The organism is Nocardia elegans NBRC 108235 (assembly GCF_001612845.1).
Lineage (GTDB): Bacteria > Actinomycetota > Actinomycetes > Mycobacteriales > Mycobacteriaceae > Nocardia > Nocardia nova.
This window is the reverse complement of record NZ_BDBF01000026.1, coordinates 85,487-101,060: the sequence shown is the minus strand read 5'-3', so window position 1 is coordinate 101,060 and position 15,574 is coordinate 85,487. Positions and strand designations below refer to the sequence as shown.

The window sequence follows — 15,574 nt, the reverse complement described above, 5'->3', positions numbered from 1 at the left end:
GCGGCATGTCAACAACAGGGGTTCAGTGCGCCTCCCGCGCGATATTCACCTCCGCCAGCGTGCTGAAAATCGGAACCTCCGGATCCGCCACGATCCGCTGACGCCGCAGAAACCCGTCGATCAGCGACCACACCAACTCGGTGAGCTCCGCCACGAAATCCGCACTGCTCCGCCGCGGCGACTCCATCCCCTCGAGCCACAGATCCGTCGTCGCCACCACCACGCCGACGACCGCTCGCGCCAGATAGTCCAGGCCCGCCGTCTCGATCGGCACCGCCTCCGCGATCGATTGCGCGAGCTTCGCGAACCGCCGCGCCGCATCGCGCCCCAGATCGAACTGCAGCACCGCCCCCACCGCCTCTCCCCCCGACCTGCTCGCCTGCGCCGTCTGCACCACCGGCGCCTGCATCAGGAACCGAAAGACATTGGGATGCTGAAGAATTCCGGCCGCATAGGCGGTGAAGACCCGCCGCAGCGCGGGCCGCGGCGGCTGCAGCAGCAACGTCATATCCTGCCCGGCGGCCGCGAACGCGTCGCGCGACATCCGATCGGCGATCTCGGTGTACAGATCCGCCTTGTCCGCGAACTGCCGATACAACCGCGGCTTCGTCATCCCCGCCGCACGCGCGATGTCGTCCATACTCGGCTGCGGGCCGTCCCGGTCGATCACCCGGATCGCCGCATCGACGATCTCCTCGCGCGTGACCCGAGGCGCGGCAGCTCGCCGACCGACCCGAGACACCATGGGTACCTCCCCAGCCGAGCGAATAGTTGCACCCACGCTACACGTACCGCCGGTACGAAATCGATGACCGCCCCGCGCACCAGCCGAAACAGTACTGAATAAGGAGATAGCCCACCGAGGTCCGCCGACCGACAGCCGATCGCGTACTGTCGCTACCGTTGACCGTACCGGCAGTACGAGCGGCTCCGACCCCGCGCTCACGAGGTAGACCGATGAACCCAGCCCGCACCCCCTCCCGCCACCGCACCGTCACCGCCCCCGGCGGCGACCTCGCCGTCTACGAATACGGCCATCCCCAGGCCGACACCATCGTGCTCATCCCCGGCATCACCGACACCCATCGCATCTGGAACCGTGTCGCCACCGGACTCGCCGACAGCTTCCACGTGGTCACCTACGACGTCCGCGGCCACGGCCGCTCCAGCGCACCCACCCGCACCCACCGCTACCGCCTGCCCCACCTCGCCGACGACCTCTTCGCCGTCCTCGACGCCGTCAGCCCCCGCACACCGGTCCACCTCGGCGGCCATGGCTGGGGCGCGATCCAACTCTGGTACGCCCTCGGCGACCCGCGCGCCAACACCCGCATCGCCTCCGCCACCGCGCTGTCGGCACCCCACCTCGACCACCTCGCCCTCGCACTGCGCGATCTCCGCTGCCCTCGCAGTCCCTGGTGGCGGCTCCCGCGCCTGAGCTGGCTGGTTCTCGGCCGCCGCCTCCTGCACTGGCCCCGCCTGCGCGCCCGAGTCCTCCCGCAGGCCACCACCTGGCCCGCCGACCTGCTGGCCGGCGCCCGCATCGTCGCCGCCAACCTCGCCCACCACCTGCGCCATCCGCGCCCGCAACACACCGCCGTTCCGGTCCAACTCATCCTCGACCGCGCCGACACCGCCGCCCTGCCCAGCCTGCGTGCCCATATCCGCCGCGACGTCGACCGCCTCTGGCTGCGCGAACTGCCCGCCGATCCCTGGCTGCCGCTGACCGAACCCCTGCTGGTCGTCGAAGCCATCGCCAACTTCATCGACGATCAGCACACCGACCACCGGCCCATCCACTACACCCCGCGCTGAGGAGCCCCGGCAGCCTCCAACAGCCGCGATGCGACAATAGGCGTCGCACATCCCCGCACACGAAGGATCATCCGGCAGCACGATGGCTGAGCACACCACGACGAACGCGCCCACCACTCCCCTGCCGGACACCATCGATCCCGAGGAGCTCGCGATCTGCCTGCGCGTCCTCGACCAGGCCGCACTGCTCGACGACGACAACCCCGATTCCATCGCGGTGCAGCGTGCGGTCGGGCACATGTTCAAGAAACTGAAGCGGCGCCGCCGCAATCAGGCCCGCGACGCCGTCGCCGCCGCCGACCGGGCGGTGGTTGCCGCCACCGCTACCGGCTCCCCGAACCGCATCGACGACGAGACCGCCGGCATCCCGCTCTCCACGTCCGTCGACGGCGACGCCGCCGGCACCCTGCTGCGCGCGCGGCCCTGCTACATCTGCAAACAGCGCTACACCCGCGTCGACCGGTTCTACCACCAGCTCTGCCCGGACTGCGCCGCCCGCAACCATGCCAAACGCGATGCCCGCACCGACCTGTCCGGCCGCCGCGCGCTGCTCACCGGCGGCCGCGCCAAGATCGGCATGTACATCGCCCTGCGACTGCTGCGCGACGGCGCCCACACCACGGTCACCACCCGCTTCCCCAACGACGCGATCCGCCGCTTCACCGCCCAGCCCGACAGCGCCGAATGGCTGCACCGGCTGCGGATCGTCGGCATCGACCTGCGCGATCCGGCCCAGGTCGTCGCCTTGGCCGACGATGTCGCCGCGCAGGGGCCGCTGGACATCATCATCAACAACGCCGCCCAGACCGTCCGGCGCTCGGCCGGCGCCTACGCCGCACTCGTGGAGGCCGAATCCGCCCCGCTCCCCGCCGGCGAACTGCCCGACACCATCACCTTCGGCCACACCACCCAGGCCCATCCGAACGCACTCACCGCGTCCCTGCACTCCGTGCCGGCACCGACCACCCTGTCCGCGGCCGAGGTCACCGATCTCGCACTGGTCGCGGGATCGGCCACCCCCGAACGCATTTCGCGCGGCGTGGCGATCGACGCCGGTGGCCTGGTACCCGATCTCGCCCACACCAACAGCTGGGTGCAGACCGTCGCCGAGGTCGACGCCACCGAACTGCTCGAAGTCCAACTGTGCAACTCGACCGCACCGTTCCTGCTGATCTCCCGGTTGCGGGCCGCCCTCGCCGCATCGCCTGCCCGCCGCAAGTACGTCGTCAACGTCTCGGCCATGGAAGGTGTGTTCAGCCGCGGCTACAAGGGCCCCGGCCACCCGCACACCAATATGGCCAAGGCCGCGCTCAACATGCTCACCCGCACCAGCGCCCGCGAGATGTTCGAAACCGACCGCATCCTCATGACCGCCGTCGACACCGGCTGGATCACCGACGAGCGCCCGCACTACACCAAGGTCCGCCTCGCCGAGGAGGGCTTCCACGCTCCCCTCGACCTCGTCGACGGCGCCGCCCGCGTCTACGACCCGATCGTGCGCGGGGAAGACGGTGACGACCTCTTCGGCTGCTTCCTCAAGGACTACGAGCCGTCCAACTGGTGATCCCCGGTCGCGTCGGGGCTGCTCTGTAGGCGTGAGTTTGTGGCGTATTCGGATGGCACGCGTTATCGCGAAACATGTTTAGATGCGCATATCGACGTATCGATATCGAATGCGGTTTCCAGGCGCCTGAGGACATCCCTGCAGCTCCAGCACGACTCGAATCACCTCGCGGCGAAAGCACTGCAAGCGCTTCCCTCTCCCAGCCGGCCGGCCCGTACTCCCCCGCGGAAAGCCGCGGCGCCTTTCTCCATGTCGTTGGCCTTGCCCGATATGGGCCGCTCCCCCATGTGTCGGCTGAGAGTCACGCCGGGCGATCAATCGTTTAATGCGCATATGTGCGTACCGGTATCCTTCCAGCTCCGAATCGCTGGCCGCGGCCGGAAGGCCGTGGGAGACACAGTCGTTCACCCGGCAGGCGCCGACGCTCGAATCCCGCACACGCCGGCGACAAGCGCCCTAATCTGGATTACGTGATGTACCGGCTGCTGGCAGATGCCACCGCGGGTGTGCATTTTCTGTTCATCGCCTACCTCGTCGTCGGCGGATTCGTCGCGTGGCGGTGGCGTTGGACGATCTGGACCCATATCGCCGCGGTGGCCTGGGGTTTCAGCACGGTACTCTTCGGGGTCGACTGCCCCCTGACCTACCTGGAGACGTGGGCCCGGGAACGCGGCAGCGAAGCCGGCCTACCATCGACCGGCTTCATCGACTACTACATCACCGGGGTTCTCTACCCCCGCAGCGCTCTGGACCTCGTACGCATACTGGTCGTCGCGCTGGTCGCGGTGTCGTGGATCGGCTTCGTCCGGCTCGGTAGGCGGCGGCGGTACCGCTCTCACCACGCAGTCGCCGAATAGCGCACTCGCGCGAGCTATTCCCGGCTCATCGCTCGCACCGCACGAACGACGTCGTCGCCGGTCAGCTGATCACCCGCGGGCGCGATCAGCCACTGCAGCGCCATACCTTGGAACAGCGCGAAATAGAGCTTGGCGACGGCGCGGGCATCGCCGGCCGACAGCTCCGGATGAACTTCGCGCAGGGGCTCGACGAGTGCGGCATAGACCTCCTCGGTCGCACCCGAGAAGTACTCCTGGGATTCCGGCGACCGGGCCACTCGCACCCCGTTCTCGAAGCTGAGAATCAGCTCGTCCGGATGGTTCTGGATGACGTCCAGCATGCCGTTCCAAGTGGCCTCCAGCGACTGCGCCAGGGTCCGCCCCTCCCCCGCGTCCCGGATGGCCGCCTCCATACCGCGGCCGATCTCGTCACCGGTCGCCTCGGCGATGGCCTCGGCGACCAACCGATCCTTGGTACCGAAGTGGTAGCCGATGGCCGCGAGGCTGACCCCGGCCGCACCGGCGATATCGCGCGCGGTCACCTTGGCGAGACCTCGCTCCAGAATCGCCTTCCTCGCCCCCGCCAACAGATCCTCTCGATTACCCATAACCCCAGGTTACAACGTCTTAGACATTTGTACTAGACAAGCGTGCCAACCATATGGCACATTTGTCTAAGACGTTCGGACCAAACGATAGGAATCGCGCCATGAACACCGTCTCCCGCCCCCTGCACATCCTGGTCTCCGGCGGCGGCATCGCCGGCAATGCCGTTGCGCTGCAACTGCTTCGAGCCGGTGTCGCGGTCACCGTCGTGGAGCGCGCCACCGCTCCCCGACCCGGCGGCCAGGCGGTCGATCTGCGCGGCCCCAGCCGCGAGGTGGCCGAGCGCATGGGCCTGATGCCCGGCATCGCCGAGTACCAGCTCGAAGAACTCGGCATTTCCTACATCGACCACAAGGGCCGCACCTACGCGAACATGGCGATGGAACATTTCGAGGGCAAGGGCCCGGTGGCCGACATCGAGATCACCCGTGGTGACCTCAATCAGGTATTGCTCGACGCCGTCGCGGCGGCCGGCGGTGAGCTGGATTACCGCTACGGCGAGTGGATCGAATCGCTGACCCAGGACGACACCGGCGTGACGGTGACGTTCGCCTCGGGACGCAGCGGCCACTTCGACCTCGTCGTCGGCGCCGACGGCGTGCATTCGGCGACCCGGCGGCTGGCCTTCGGCCCGGAGGAGCAGTTCAGCACCTTCCTCGGCGGCTACGCCTCGTTCTTCACGATGCCGACCCCGGCGGGGATCACGCCCGGCTGGTTCGCCATGCAGTTGGTTCCTTCCGCCGCGGTCGGCTTGCGGCCCGACCGCGATCCCGCGACCGCCAAGGCGATTCTCACTCTGCTCGGCGACCCCGATCCGGCGCTGCGCCGCGATACCGCCGCACAGCAGCGGCTGATCCGCGAGAAGGTCGGTTCGCAGCCGCATTGGCACGCGCCGACCATTCTTGCGGCGATGACCGAGGCCGAGGACTTCTACTTCGACGAACTCGCGCGCATCGATATGCCCACCCTGGCGGCCGGGCGCGTGACGTTGGTCGGCGACGCCGGCTACTGCGGCTCACCGATGACCGGGATGGGCACGGCGATGGCGCTCGTCGGCGCATACATCCTCGCGGGTGAGCTGGCGGCCGATCCGGCCGATGTCCCGGCGGCGCTGCGCCGCTACGAGGAGAAGGTCACCCCGTTCCTCGACAAGGCCAAGGAACTCCCCGGCGGCGGGATCGATATGATGCTGTCCCCCAGCGCATTCGGCACATCCATGCGGCGAACCGCCAACCGGATCATGATGTCGAAGCCGATGCGGCCGGTCATGATGAAGCTGTTCTTCGGCAAGACCGACGACTACGAACTGCCCACATACGAAACTTCCGCCGCCACGACCGGACGGTAGGCACGGGTCACAGCTGGGCCGTCGTGCCCGGCGCCAACCCCTGCGCGAGCCGCAGCTTGGCGGCCAGCTCCGACAGCAGCTCGATCGAGGAGGCGGACAGTCCGGCCGCGGTGGTGAGCAGCCGCCGCAGCGCCGGATCGTCCACCGCCGCCGACACCAGGTCGTCACCGGGCACCGGATCACCGGGACCACCGTCGTTGAACCGGGTCAATTCCACCGCCAGCACCCTGGCCACGGTTTCGACCAGAGCTCGGGACGGATTGTCGCGGTTGCCCGACCGCAGCTGGGACAGATAGGTCGCCGAGACCGGATGCCCGGCCTGGGTCACGCGAAAAGCCAAGGCACGATTGGTCATCCGGGTACCGTGCGCCTGCTCCCACTGCGAGACGACCTCGTTGAAACGGTCCGCGAATCTCACCGGCGAAACACCCCCAGGCCGCTGCGAGGAACGCGCACGGTCCACAACACGAGAATTGACATGTCGAAACTACCCTCGCCCGCATTGTTTCGCCCGCCGACAGGCCGGACGGGGCGGGCCGGCGGCGGGCCGCTAGTCTCGCACCGTGCGGCAGACGATCATGGTGGACGTAGACACCGGAATCGACGATGCGCTGGCACTGCTGTATCTGCTGGCGGATCCGCAGCTGGAGATCGCCGGAATCGTCTCGACCGGAGGCAATGTCCCCACCGCGCAGGTCGCGGCGAACAATCTGGCCCTGCTGGATCTGTGCCGGGCGCCGGGCATCGAGGTGGCACTGGGTGCGGCGCAGCCGCTGGCGATCCCGCTGCGCACCACCGAGGACACCCACGGTCCGCACGGGATCGGCTATGCCGAACTGCCGCCCTCGCCGCGCCCGCTCTCGGATCGTTCGGCGGCGCGATTGTGGGTCGACACGGTCCGGGCGCGTCCCGGTGCGGTACTGGGCCTGTGCACCGGGCCGTTGACAAATCTGGCCCTGGCGCTGGAACTGGAACCCGATCTGCCGCATCTGCTTCGGCGGTTGGTGATCATGGGCGGCGCGTTCCGGCATCCGGGGAACACCACCCCGACCAACGAGTGGAACGTGCATGTCGACCCGGAGGCCGCCAAAGTGGTCTTCGACGCGTTCTCCGCCGCCCCGCAGGATCATCGGCCGATCGTCTGCGCGCTCGACATCACCGAATCGATCGAGATGTTCCCGGACCATCTGCGGCGGATCGCCGAGCGAGCGCACTGCGGCGGTGCCGCGATGCCGGCCCCCGGGGATCCGCCCGGCCTCCGGTCCGAGGCGGCCAATCCGATCGTGCGGTTCCTGATCGACGCGGTGCGGTTCTACTTCGAGTTCCACCAGCATTACGACCAGGGGTACCTGGCACATATGCACGATCCGTTCGCCGCGGCGGTCGCGCTCGAACCGACCCTGGCGGTACTGCGCCCGGCAACGGTGGACGTCGAGTTGGCCGGGACGATCACCCGCGGCACCACGGTCGCCGATTGGGCGGGCATGTGGGGTCGCGCACCCAACGCCGATATCGCGGTCGGCACCGACCCGGCGGCCTTCTTCGACCGCATGATCGAGCGGATCGGTGATTTCGCGGCGGCGCTGTATCCGCCGGTGGCACAGGAGGTTCGGTGACGGTCGACGAGAGTGACCAGGCGGCGGTCGCGCAATTCCGGAGCCGGATGGAGCTGCCCGGAATCATCGACGTGCACACCCACTTCATGCCCGATCGGGTGCTGCACAAGGTGTGGGCGTATTTCGATTCCGCGGGCCCGCTGATCGGACGGCCGTGGCCGATCACCTATCGCGACGACGAACAGCAGCGCCTGGATACGCTGCGCGGCTTCGGAGTGCGCGCGTTCACCTCGCTGGTGTATCCGCACAAACCCGATATGGCGGCGTGGCTGAACGAATGGGCGGCCGACTTCGCGGCGCGCACCGCGGACTGCCTGCACACCGCGACCTTCTATCCCGAGCACGGCGCCGGAAGTTATGTGAGCGACGCGATCGAATCCGGAGCGCGCATCTTCAAATCACATATTCAGGTCGGTGACTACCATCCGGGCGATCCGTTGCTGACCGAGGTGTGGGGGCTGTTGTCCGAGGCCGGGATCCCGGTGCTGATCCACTGTGGCTCGGGCCCGGCCCCGGGGGAATTCACCGGTCCGGAACCGATCGCGGCGCTGCTGCAGCGATTTCCGCGACTGACGCTGATCATCGCCCATATGGGCGTGCCGGAATACTCCGAATTTCTCGACCTCGCCCAGCGCTACGACAACGTGCACCTGGACACCACGATGTCGTTCACCGACTTCATCGAGGAACGAAACCCGTTCCCGCGCAACGAATACTCGCGACTGGCCGACCTGGGCGAACGGATCCTGTTCGGCAGCGACTTCCCGAACATCCCGTACTCGTATGTCCACGCGCTGGAAGCGCTGGAACGACTCGGCTTGGGCGCGGAGTGGGTGCGCGCGGTCTGCTATGGCAACGCCGCGCGGCTGTTCGCGCCGGCTCGACATCACCAGCCGAGCGTCGGCGAATGATCACGCATGAACACGGATGCCGTCGAAGACGAGAGTCAGCAGCGTGTGAGCCTGCCGATGCCCGTCCGGTTCCTGTTCGGTGGCAAGGGCTATCGCGTTGACGAGTTTCAGTAGTTGCGACGCGGTCAGCTCGGAGCGAATCTCGCCCGCCTCCTGAGCGTGCCGCAACAATCCGTTCGCCGCTGCGAATATCCTTTCGCGGCACCATGATTCGGTTGGGGAGCCGATGACTGCGAGCAGTGATGCAGCGAGGCCGCGGGTGGCGCTGCCTTGTGCGACCAAGGTTTCCAGCCACAACGCGAGCGCCTCGGCAGGGGTGTGCGTCGTGGTCAGTTCGCCGGCTCGGCGGGCCAGCGCCTCGACGTGGTCGTGGTGCACCGCTTCCAACAGGGCCTGTCTGGTCGGGAAATGGCGGTAGAGCGTGGCATTGCCGACTCCGGCGGCGCGTGCGATGTCATCCAGCGGCACCTGGGGGCCGTATTCGGCGAAGGCGTCGGTGGCAGCGGCGACGAGACGCTCGTAGTTGCGCAGCGCGTCGGCGCGGGTCGGTCTGCGCGGTGCTGATGTCACGGCACTCCGATTGCAAAGCGGGGATACTCCCCGTATCGTAGCCCACGGTTTAGCGGGGACAATCCCCGTTTCGTGTCAGCGCAGGCCAACAGCGCTTTTCGAGGAGGGCCCGGTGTCGGACATCGTAATGGTGACCGGAGCAACAGGTACGCAGGGTGGCGCAGCGGCACACGCGCTGCTGACAGCGGGGTGGCGGGTGCGCGCGCTGGTGCGCGACCCGGACGCGATGAATGCCCAGGCGCTGGCCAGGGCGGGTGCGCAGCTGGTACGCGGGGATATGGGTGACCGGGCCGCGCTGGATACGGCGATGGCGGGCGTGCACGGTGTGTTCAGCGTGCAGCCGACCGCCGGATATCCGGGCACCCCTCCCGCCTTCACCATCGACGACGAGCTGAGGTTGGGGCGCAATGTCGCGGATGCGGCGGCGGACGCGGGGGTCGCCCACTTCGTTTACGCCTCCGTCGGCGCCGCGGACGCCGACCACGGCATCCGGCGTTGGCGAAGTAAGGCGCAGCTGGAGCGATACGCCGCTCAGCTCGGACTACCGACCACCGTGCTGCGCCCGGTGCGCTTCATGGAGAACCAGGTAGACCCCCGCTTCGGCTTCCGTGACGGAGTACTCACCGATGTCATCCGTCCGGACGTACCCGTACAGCTGATCGCCGGCAGCGACATCGGCGCCTTCGCGGCACTCGCCTTCGCTCACCCCGACGAATACCTCGGCGCCACACTGGAACTCGCGGGTGACGAACTGACCATGACCGAGGTGGCGGCAGCCATGAGCCGGTCCTTCGGCCGACCGATCGAGTACCGCGCGATTCCACGAGAGGCGTTGTCGGACAAGGATCCCGACGCCATCGCCGGTTACCGGTTCGCCAACGACAGCGGCGGCTGGACCGTCGACATCGCGGCGCTGCGGCAACGCCGCCCCGAACTCCTGGATTTCACCACCTGGTTGGGGTCCGTGGGAAAACCGCGCTGACCGTGAGGGCGGCGGTCACACGCGAGGACGTTATCGCTCGTCGAAGGCGCGCAGCAGCTCCTCCGCCGCCAGGGCCGGGGTCAGCGATCCGTCGCGGATCTGCTTTTCCACCTGCGCGCGAATCGCTTTCACGCCGGGACTGTCGGCCAGCCGGCGCAGCAGCTGGTCGTGCACCATCGTCCACGTCCAGTCGACCTGCTGGCGGCGGCGCTTCTCGGCGAACTCTCCCGCCTCGGTGAGAACGCGCCGGTGTTCGAGGACCGTATCCCAGAAGGTGTCCAGGCCGGTGCCGTTCAGCCCGCTCATGGTGAGAACCGGTGGACGCCAGAGGGATTCGCGCGGATGGATGAGCCGCATCGCACCCTGCAGTTCGCGTGCGGCGGCCCGCGCCTCCACCTCGTGGCGGCCGTCGGCCTTGTTGACCGCGACCAGATCGGCCAGCTCCAGCACACCCTTCTTGATGCCCTGCAACTGATCTCCGGTGCGGGCCAGGGTGAGGAAGCAGAACACGTCGACCATATTCGCGACGGTCACCTCGGACTGACCGACGCCCACCGTCTCCACCAGGATCACGTCGTAACCGGCGGCCTCGAGCAGCACGATGGTTTCGCGGGTCGCCTTCGCGACACCGCCCAACGTGCCCGCGGTCGGCGACGGGCGGATGAACGCGTCGCGTTCCACCGACAAACGCGCCATGCGGGTCTTGTCGCCGAGAATCGATCCGCCGGTGCGAGTCGAGGACGGATCCACTGCCAGCACCGCGACCCGATGCCCCTGGCCGATCAGATACATCCCGAGCGCGTCGATGAACGTCGACTTGCCCACGCCCGGAACGCCGGTGATGCCGACGCGATTGGACGCGGCGGCGCCGGCTTCGGCCGTCAGCTCGAGCAGCAGCCGCTGTGCCGCCTCGCGGTGATCGGCACGGGTGGATTCGACCAGCGTGATCGCGCGGGCGAGCGCGGCGCGCTGATTGTCGCGGATCGCACCCGCCAACTCCGCCACATCGATGGTCCGGCGTCGTCCGCCGCCCGGCGACTGCGGTCCGTCCACGCGCAGCGCCGGAGGCAGGCCGCGGGCGGTGGATAGGGCCTGACTTCCGGGCAACTCAGCCTTGGTGGGCAACTCCGCCTCGGTGGGCACCTCAGCCCCGGCGGGCGCATCGCCCGCCGGGGTCCGGTCGGTGTCGCTCATTCCGCCTCGGCTTGTCCGCCGATCTCGTGGCCGAGTTCGGCCGCCAGCTTCTGCAGCAGACCGATCGCGGCATCGGCGATCACGGTGCCCGGCGGGAAGATCGCCGCGGCGCCGGCGGCATACAGCTCGTCGAAGTCACCGGGCGGAATCACGCCGCCGACGATGACCATGATGTCGGGGCGCCCGACATCGGCCAGTGCCTGCCGCAGGGCGGGCACCAGCGTGAGGTGACCGGCCGCCAGCGAGGAGACACCGACGATGTGCACGTCGTTGTCGGCCGCCTGCTGGGCCACCTCTTCCGGGGTCTGGAACAGAGGGCCCACATCGACGTCCATGCCGAGGTCGGCGAAGGCGGTCGCGATCACCTTCTGGCCGCGGTCGTGGCCGTCCTGGCCCATCTTGGCGACGAGGATGCGGGGGCGGCGGCCCTCGGCCTCGGCGAATTCCTCGACCAGCTCGATGGCCCTGCTGATGTTGGTCACCTTGCCGGCCTCCTCTCGGTAGACGCCCGACAGTGTGCGGATCTCGGCCTGATGGCGACCGTACACCTTCTCCAGCGCGTCGGAGATCTCGCCGACCGTAGCCTTGGCGCGGGCCGCGTCGATGGCCAGGGCGAGCAGGTTGTTGGCCATCCCGCCCTCGGAAGACGCTGCGGCCCTGGTCAATTCGGCCAGCGCCCGCTCGACCTCGGCGCTGTCGCGTTCGGCGCGCAGGCGGCGCAGCTTCTCGTTCTGCTCCGCCCGCACGCGCGAGTTCTCGACCTTGAGGACCTCGATCTCCTGGTCCTCGGTCACCTGGTATTTGTTGACGCCGATCACCGGCTGCGCGCCGGTGTCGATACGGGCCTGGGTGCGGGCCGCGGCCTCCTCGATGCGCAGCTTCGGGATGCCCTCCGAAATCGCCTGCGCCATACCGCCGTGCGCTTCGACCTCAGCGATGTGGGCCCGGGCCCGCTCGGCGAGCTGGTGGGTCAGCCACTCGACGTAGTAGGAGCCGCCCCACGGGTCGATCGGCCGCGTGGTCCCCGACTCCTGCTGCAGCAGCAGCTGGGTGTTGCGGGCGATGCGCGCGGAGAAGTCGGTGGGCAGCGCCAGCGCCTCGTCGAGGGCGTTGGTGTGCAGCGACTGCGTGTGGCCCTGGGTCGCGGCCATCGCCTCGACACACGTGCGCGCGACGTTGTTGAACACGTCCTGCGCGGTCAGCGACCAGCCCGAGGTCTGCGAGTGGGTGCGCAGCGAGAGCGACTTCTGGCTCTTGGGCTCGAACTTCGACACCAGCTCGCTCCACAGCAGGCGGCCCGCGCGCAGCTTGGCGACCTCCATGAAGAAGTTCATGCCGATGGCCCAGAAGAACGACAGCCGCGGCGCGAACTGATCGATCTCCATGCCCGCGTCCAGGCCGGCGCGAATGTATTCGACGCCGTCGGCCAGGGTGTAGGCCAGCTCCAGATCGGCGGTGGCTCCGGCTTCCTGGATGTGGTAGCCGGAGATCGAGATCGAGTTGAACTTCGGCATCTTCGCGGAGGTGTAGGCGAAGATGTCGGAGATGATCCGCATCGAGGGCTTGGGCGGATAGATGTAGGTGTTGCGGACCATGAACTCCTTCAGAATGTCGTTCTGAATGGTTCCGGCCAACTGTTCGGGCTTGACGCCCTGTTCCTCGGCGGCGACGACGTAGAGCGCCAGGATCGGCAGCACCGCGCCGTTCATGGTCATCGACACCGACACCTGATCCAGCGGAATCTGGTCGAACAGTTCCCGCATATCGAGGATCGAGTCGATGGCGACGCCGGCCATACCGACGTCACCGGTGACGCGCGGGTGATCGGAGTCGTAGCCGCGGTGGGTGGCCAGGTCGAAGGCGACCGACAGACCCTTCTGGCCCGCGGCCAGATTGCGGCGGTAGAAGGCGTTGGAATCGGCGGCGGTGGAGAATCCCGCGTACTGGCGGATGGTCCACGGCTGATTCACGTACATGGTCGGGTACGGGCCGCGCACGAACGGCGCCACACCGGGCACGCTGTCGAGCGGATAGCCTTCGGCCACAACGGCATCGCGGTCGGCCTTGGTGTACACCGGCGCGACGTCGATACCTTCGGGGGTGGCCCAGACCAGTTGTTCGGGCGCGTAGCCGTTGGCGGCCGCCGATTCGGCGACGAACGCCTCGACGTCGCCACCACCGGTCCGCCCGACCGCCGGCTCGCCCAGCGGCACCTCGGCGAAGCTGCCGATCACGTGGTTCACATCTCGAGTAGTCATTACGCTCCCAGCTTCTCCAGCAGGCCGGACAGGGTCGCCACCGCGTCCATGCGGGCCGTGAGGAATCCGTCCGGCCGCTGTGTGCCGCTCACCTCGGCCACCGCCTTCTCGGGCCCGGCCAGCAGGACCGTCGTCACGCCGGCGTCGCGCAGCTGCTGCACGGCGGGCGCGGCCTCGGTGCCGTAGCGGGCGTCACTGCCGCACAGCACCGCCATCGTCGCTCCATATTCGGTTGCGGCAGAGCCGATCCCGGATATCTCCAGCGTTCCCGGGTTCACCGTTTCGATGCCCCCGGAGGCCAGTACGTTCGCGGTGAAGGTCACGCGCACGTTGTGCTCGGCGACCGGGCCCAGCGGGACCAGCAGCGCCCGGGGCCGGCGGCCGTGGGCGGCCAGGTAGGCGTCCGAACGGTTGCGCAGCGCCTCGAAGGCCGCGCCGTAGCGGGCCACCCCGTTCGTGTCGCGCGCGGCCTCCGACAGCGGCTCCTCGGCAAGGTTCGGGAACTCGTTGACGCCGGTGACCGCGGTGCGGCGGTGGGCGATGTCGGATTCGCGGCGGGTCCGGGTGTCGGCGATGCGCTCGGCCAGCAGGCCGGACTCCAGCGCGGCGCGGTATCCGCCGGCGCGCTCGAGCTCCTGCATGAACGCCCACGCCGCGCCGGCCACCTCCGCGGTGAGGCTTTCCACGTGCCAGGAACCCGCGCCCGGGTCCTGCACATGTCCGAGATGCGACTCCTCGAGCAGCAGCAGCTGCGTGTTGCGTGCCATGCGTTCCGAGAATGCTTGCGACACACCGAGTTCCCCGGCCGGCAGGGCCGCGTCGAAGGGCAGCACGGTGACCAGATCCGCGCCGCCCACACCGGCGCCGAAAGCGGCCAGGGTGGTGCGCAGCATGTTGACCCACGGATCACGCTGGCTCAGCATCGCTTCCGAGGTGACGGCGTGCTGCGGCGCGTTGCCGAAGTCCGGCGCGCCGGCCTCGTGCGCCACCCGGGCCCACAGCCGGCGGGCGGCGCGGAATTTCGCGATCGTCTCGAACTGATCGTCGGTCGCCGCCAGCTGGAAACTCACCTGATCCAGCGCATCGGCGACATCGAGGCCGGCGTCGGTGAGCGCGCGCAGGTAGTCGAGGCCCGCGGCGACGGCCGCGCCGATCTCCTGGGCGTCGGACGCGCCGGCGTTGTGGAAGACGGTGCCGGACACCGTGATCGCACGGACGGTCTCGGTGCGGCCGGCGGCGGTGCGTGCCAGCTCGACCGTGGCGTCGAGGTCGGTGTCGGCCACCCCAGCGAAGCGGCTGGTCAGCGGCGCCGCGCCGAGGAAGACGTGGATATCGGAGCGGTCGGCCACCTCATAGCCGTCCAGCAGGGCCAGCACCTGCGCGGCGGCTGCGGGGGTGTCCGCGCCCGCCCGCAGGCTCAGGGGAGCCAGTTCGAACAGCAGCCCGCGCAGCGTGTCCGCCAGACCGGCCACCGGGACGCCGTTCTCGCCGACCCCGAGCCATACGGAGCTGACGCCGTTCTCCAGAGCGGCGAGGATCTCCTCGTTGACGGCGGCCGGATCCGTTCCGGCGAAGCGGGCGCTGACATGCCAGCCCCGATGCACGTCGCGGGTGGCCTCGTTGCCGCGCACGAACGGGAACCGTCCGGGCAGAGGCTGTTCGGGCAGTTCGTCGCGACGGGTGTACAGCGGCGCGACGGTCACTCCGTCGTAATTGGTGACCTCGAGCAGACGCTCCGGCTCGTCACCGAGTTCGGATGCCTCGACCTTGCGGGACTTGGCCAGCACTCCGGCCACACCCTTGCGCCATGCGGCGTATCCGGGCACGGTGTCCGCACCCGGATCTGAACCAATCGGCATCGCTGCTGTACCTCT

Annotated in this window: 14 protein-coding genes; 7 read left to right on the top strand and 7 right to left on the bottom strand. The window is 68.6% G+C overall.

The window, feature by feature from the left end; translation table 11 throughout:
- Positions 1 to 22: 22 nt before the first annotated feature.
- Positions 23 to 745 (bottom strand): TetR/AcrR family transcriptional regulator, encoded by a 723-nt coding sequence (locus NE2_RS19400; protein ID WP_063028111.1) that lies wholly within the window; start codon positions 743 to 745, stop codon positions 23 to 25.
- Between the two features lie 212 nt (positions 746 to 957).
- Between NE2_RS19400 and NE2_RS19395 the strand changes: the two genes are divergently transcribed.
- The 3 genes from NE2_RS19395 to NE2_RS19385 all read left to right on the top strand — a co-directional run bounded on the left by NE2_RS19395 (position 958) and on the right by NE2_RS19385 (position 4,236).
- Positions 958 to 1,815, top strand: coding sequence for an alpha/beta fold hydrolase (locus NE2_RS19395; protein WP_063028109.1), 858 nt, complete (start codon positions 958 to 960; stop codon positions 1,813 to 1,815).
- Positions 1,816 to 1,897: 82 nt separating this feature from the next.
- Positions 1,898 to 3,379: an SDR family NAD(P)-dependent oxidoreductase gene (locus NE2_RS19390; protein ID WP_063028107.1), complete on the top strand. Its 1,482-nt coding sequence runs from the start codon at positions 1,898 to 1,900 to the stop codon at positions 3,377 to 3,379.
- Between the two features lie 473 nt (positions 3,380 to 3,852).
- Entirely contained in the window at positions 3,853 to 4,236 is a 384-nt protein-coding gene (locus NE2_RS19385; protein ID WP_373862259.1) for a DUF2784 domain-containing protein, read from the top strand.
- A gap of 14 nt (positions 4,237 to 4,250) precedes the next feature.
- On the opposite strand, the gene NE2_RS19380 is transcribed toward NE2_RS19385, so the two are convergent.
- Complete coding sequence (locus NE2_RS19380) at positions 4,251 to 4,823, bottom strand: TetR/AcrR family transcriptional regulator (protein WP_030514491.1); 573 nt, start codon at positions 4,821 to 4,823, stop codon at positions 4,251 to 4,253.
- 101 nt (positions 4,824 to 4,924) lie between these two features.
- On the opposite strand from NE2_RS19380, the gene NE2_RS19375 reads away from it, so the two are divergent.
- On the top strand, positions 4,925 to 6,169 hold the full coding sequence (locus NE2_RS19375; protein WP_063028105.1) for an FAD-dependent monooxygenase: 1,245 nt from the start codon (positions 4,925 to 4,927) through the stop codon (positions 6,167 to 6,169).
- Between the two features lie 7 nt (positions 6,170 to 6,176).
- Here the strand turns inward: NE2_RS19375 and NE2_RS19370 are convergent, their stop codons facing one another.
- Positions 6,177 to 6,587, bottom strand: a complete 411-nt coding sequence (locus NE2_RS19370) for a type I phosphoribosyltransferase (protein ID WP_063028103.1) — start codon at positions 6,585 to 6,587, stop codon at positions 6,177 to 6,179.
- A 160-nt stretch (positions 6,588 to 6,747) separates the two neighbouring features.
- Here NE2_RS19370 and NE2_RS19365 point away from each other — a divergent pair, with 160 nt between their 5' ends.
- Both NE2_RS19365 and NE2_RS19360 read left to right on the top strand, forming a co-directional pair.
- Positions 6,748 to 7,785, top strand: a complete 1,038-nt coding sequence (locus tag NE2_RS19365) for a nucleoside hydrolase (protein WP_063028163.1) — start codon at positions 6,748 to 6,750, stop codon at positions 7,783 to 7,785.
- A 47-nt stretch (positions 7,786 to 7,832) separates the two neighbouring features.
- Complete coding sequence (locus tag NE2_RS19360; RefSeq protein ID WP_063028165.1) at positions 7,833 to 8,696, top strand: amidohydrolase family protein; 864 nt, start codon at positions 7,833 to 7,835, stop codon at positions 8,694 to 8,696.
- Here the strand turns inward: NE2_RS19360 and NE2_RS19355 are convergent, their stop codons facing one another.
- Positions 8,697 to 9,266 carry a TetR/AcrR family transcriptional regulator gene (locus NE2_RS19355; RefSeq protein ID WP_063028099.1) on the bottom strand — a complete coding sequence of 190 codons (570 nt, stop codon included), beginning with the start codon at positions 9,264 to 9,266 and terminating at the stop codon, positions 8,697 to 8,699.
- Between the two features lie 112 nt (positions 9,267 to 9,378).
- Between NE2_RS19355 and NE2_RS19350 the strand changes: the two genes are divergently transcribed.
- Positions 9,379 to 10,248, top strand: a complete 870-nt coding sequence (locus NE2_RS19350) for an NmrA/HSCARG family protein (protein WP_218018628.1) — start codon at positions 9,379 to 9,381, stop codon at positions 10,246 to 10,248.
- A 30-nt stretch (positions 10,249 to 10,278) separates the two neighbouring features.
- Here NE2_RS19350 and meaB read toward each other — a convergent pair whose 3' ends face one another.
- The 3 genes from meaB to NE2_RS19335 are packed head-to-tail and all read right to left on the bottom strand — an operon-like array spanning position 10,279 to position 15,559.
- Positions 10,279 to 11,442: a methylmalonyl Co-A mutase-associated GTPase MeaB gene (meaB, locus tag NE2_RS19345; protein ID WP_084494160.1), complete on the bottom strand. Its 1,164-nt coding sequence runs from the start codon at positions 11,440 to 11,442 to the stop codon at positions 10,279 to 10,281.
- Entirely contained in the window at positions 11,439 to 13,700 is a 2,262-nt protein-coding gene (scpA, locus tag NE2_RS19340; RefSeq protein WP_063015064.1) for a methylmalonyl-CoA mutase, read from the bottom strand. Before scpA ends, meaB begins: the two co-directional genes overlap by 4 nt.
- Positions 13,700 to 15,559, bottom strand: a complete 1,860-nt coding sequence (locus NE2_RS19335; protein WP_084494159.1) for a methylmalonyl-CoA mutase family protein — start codon at positions 15,557 to 15,559, stop codon at positions 13,700 to 13,702. Before NE2_RS19335 ends, scpA begins: the two co-directional genes overlap by 1 nt.
- Positions 15,560 to 15,574: the final 15 nt, after the last annotated feature.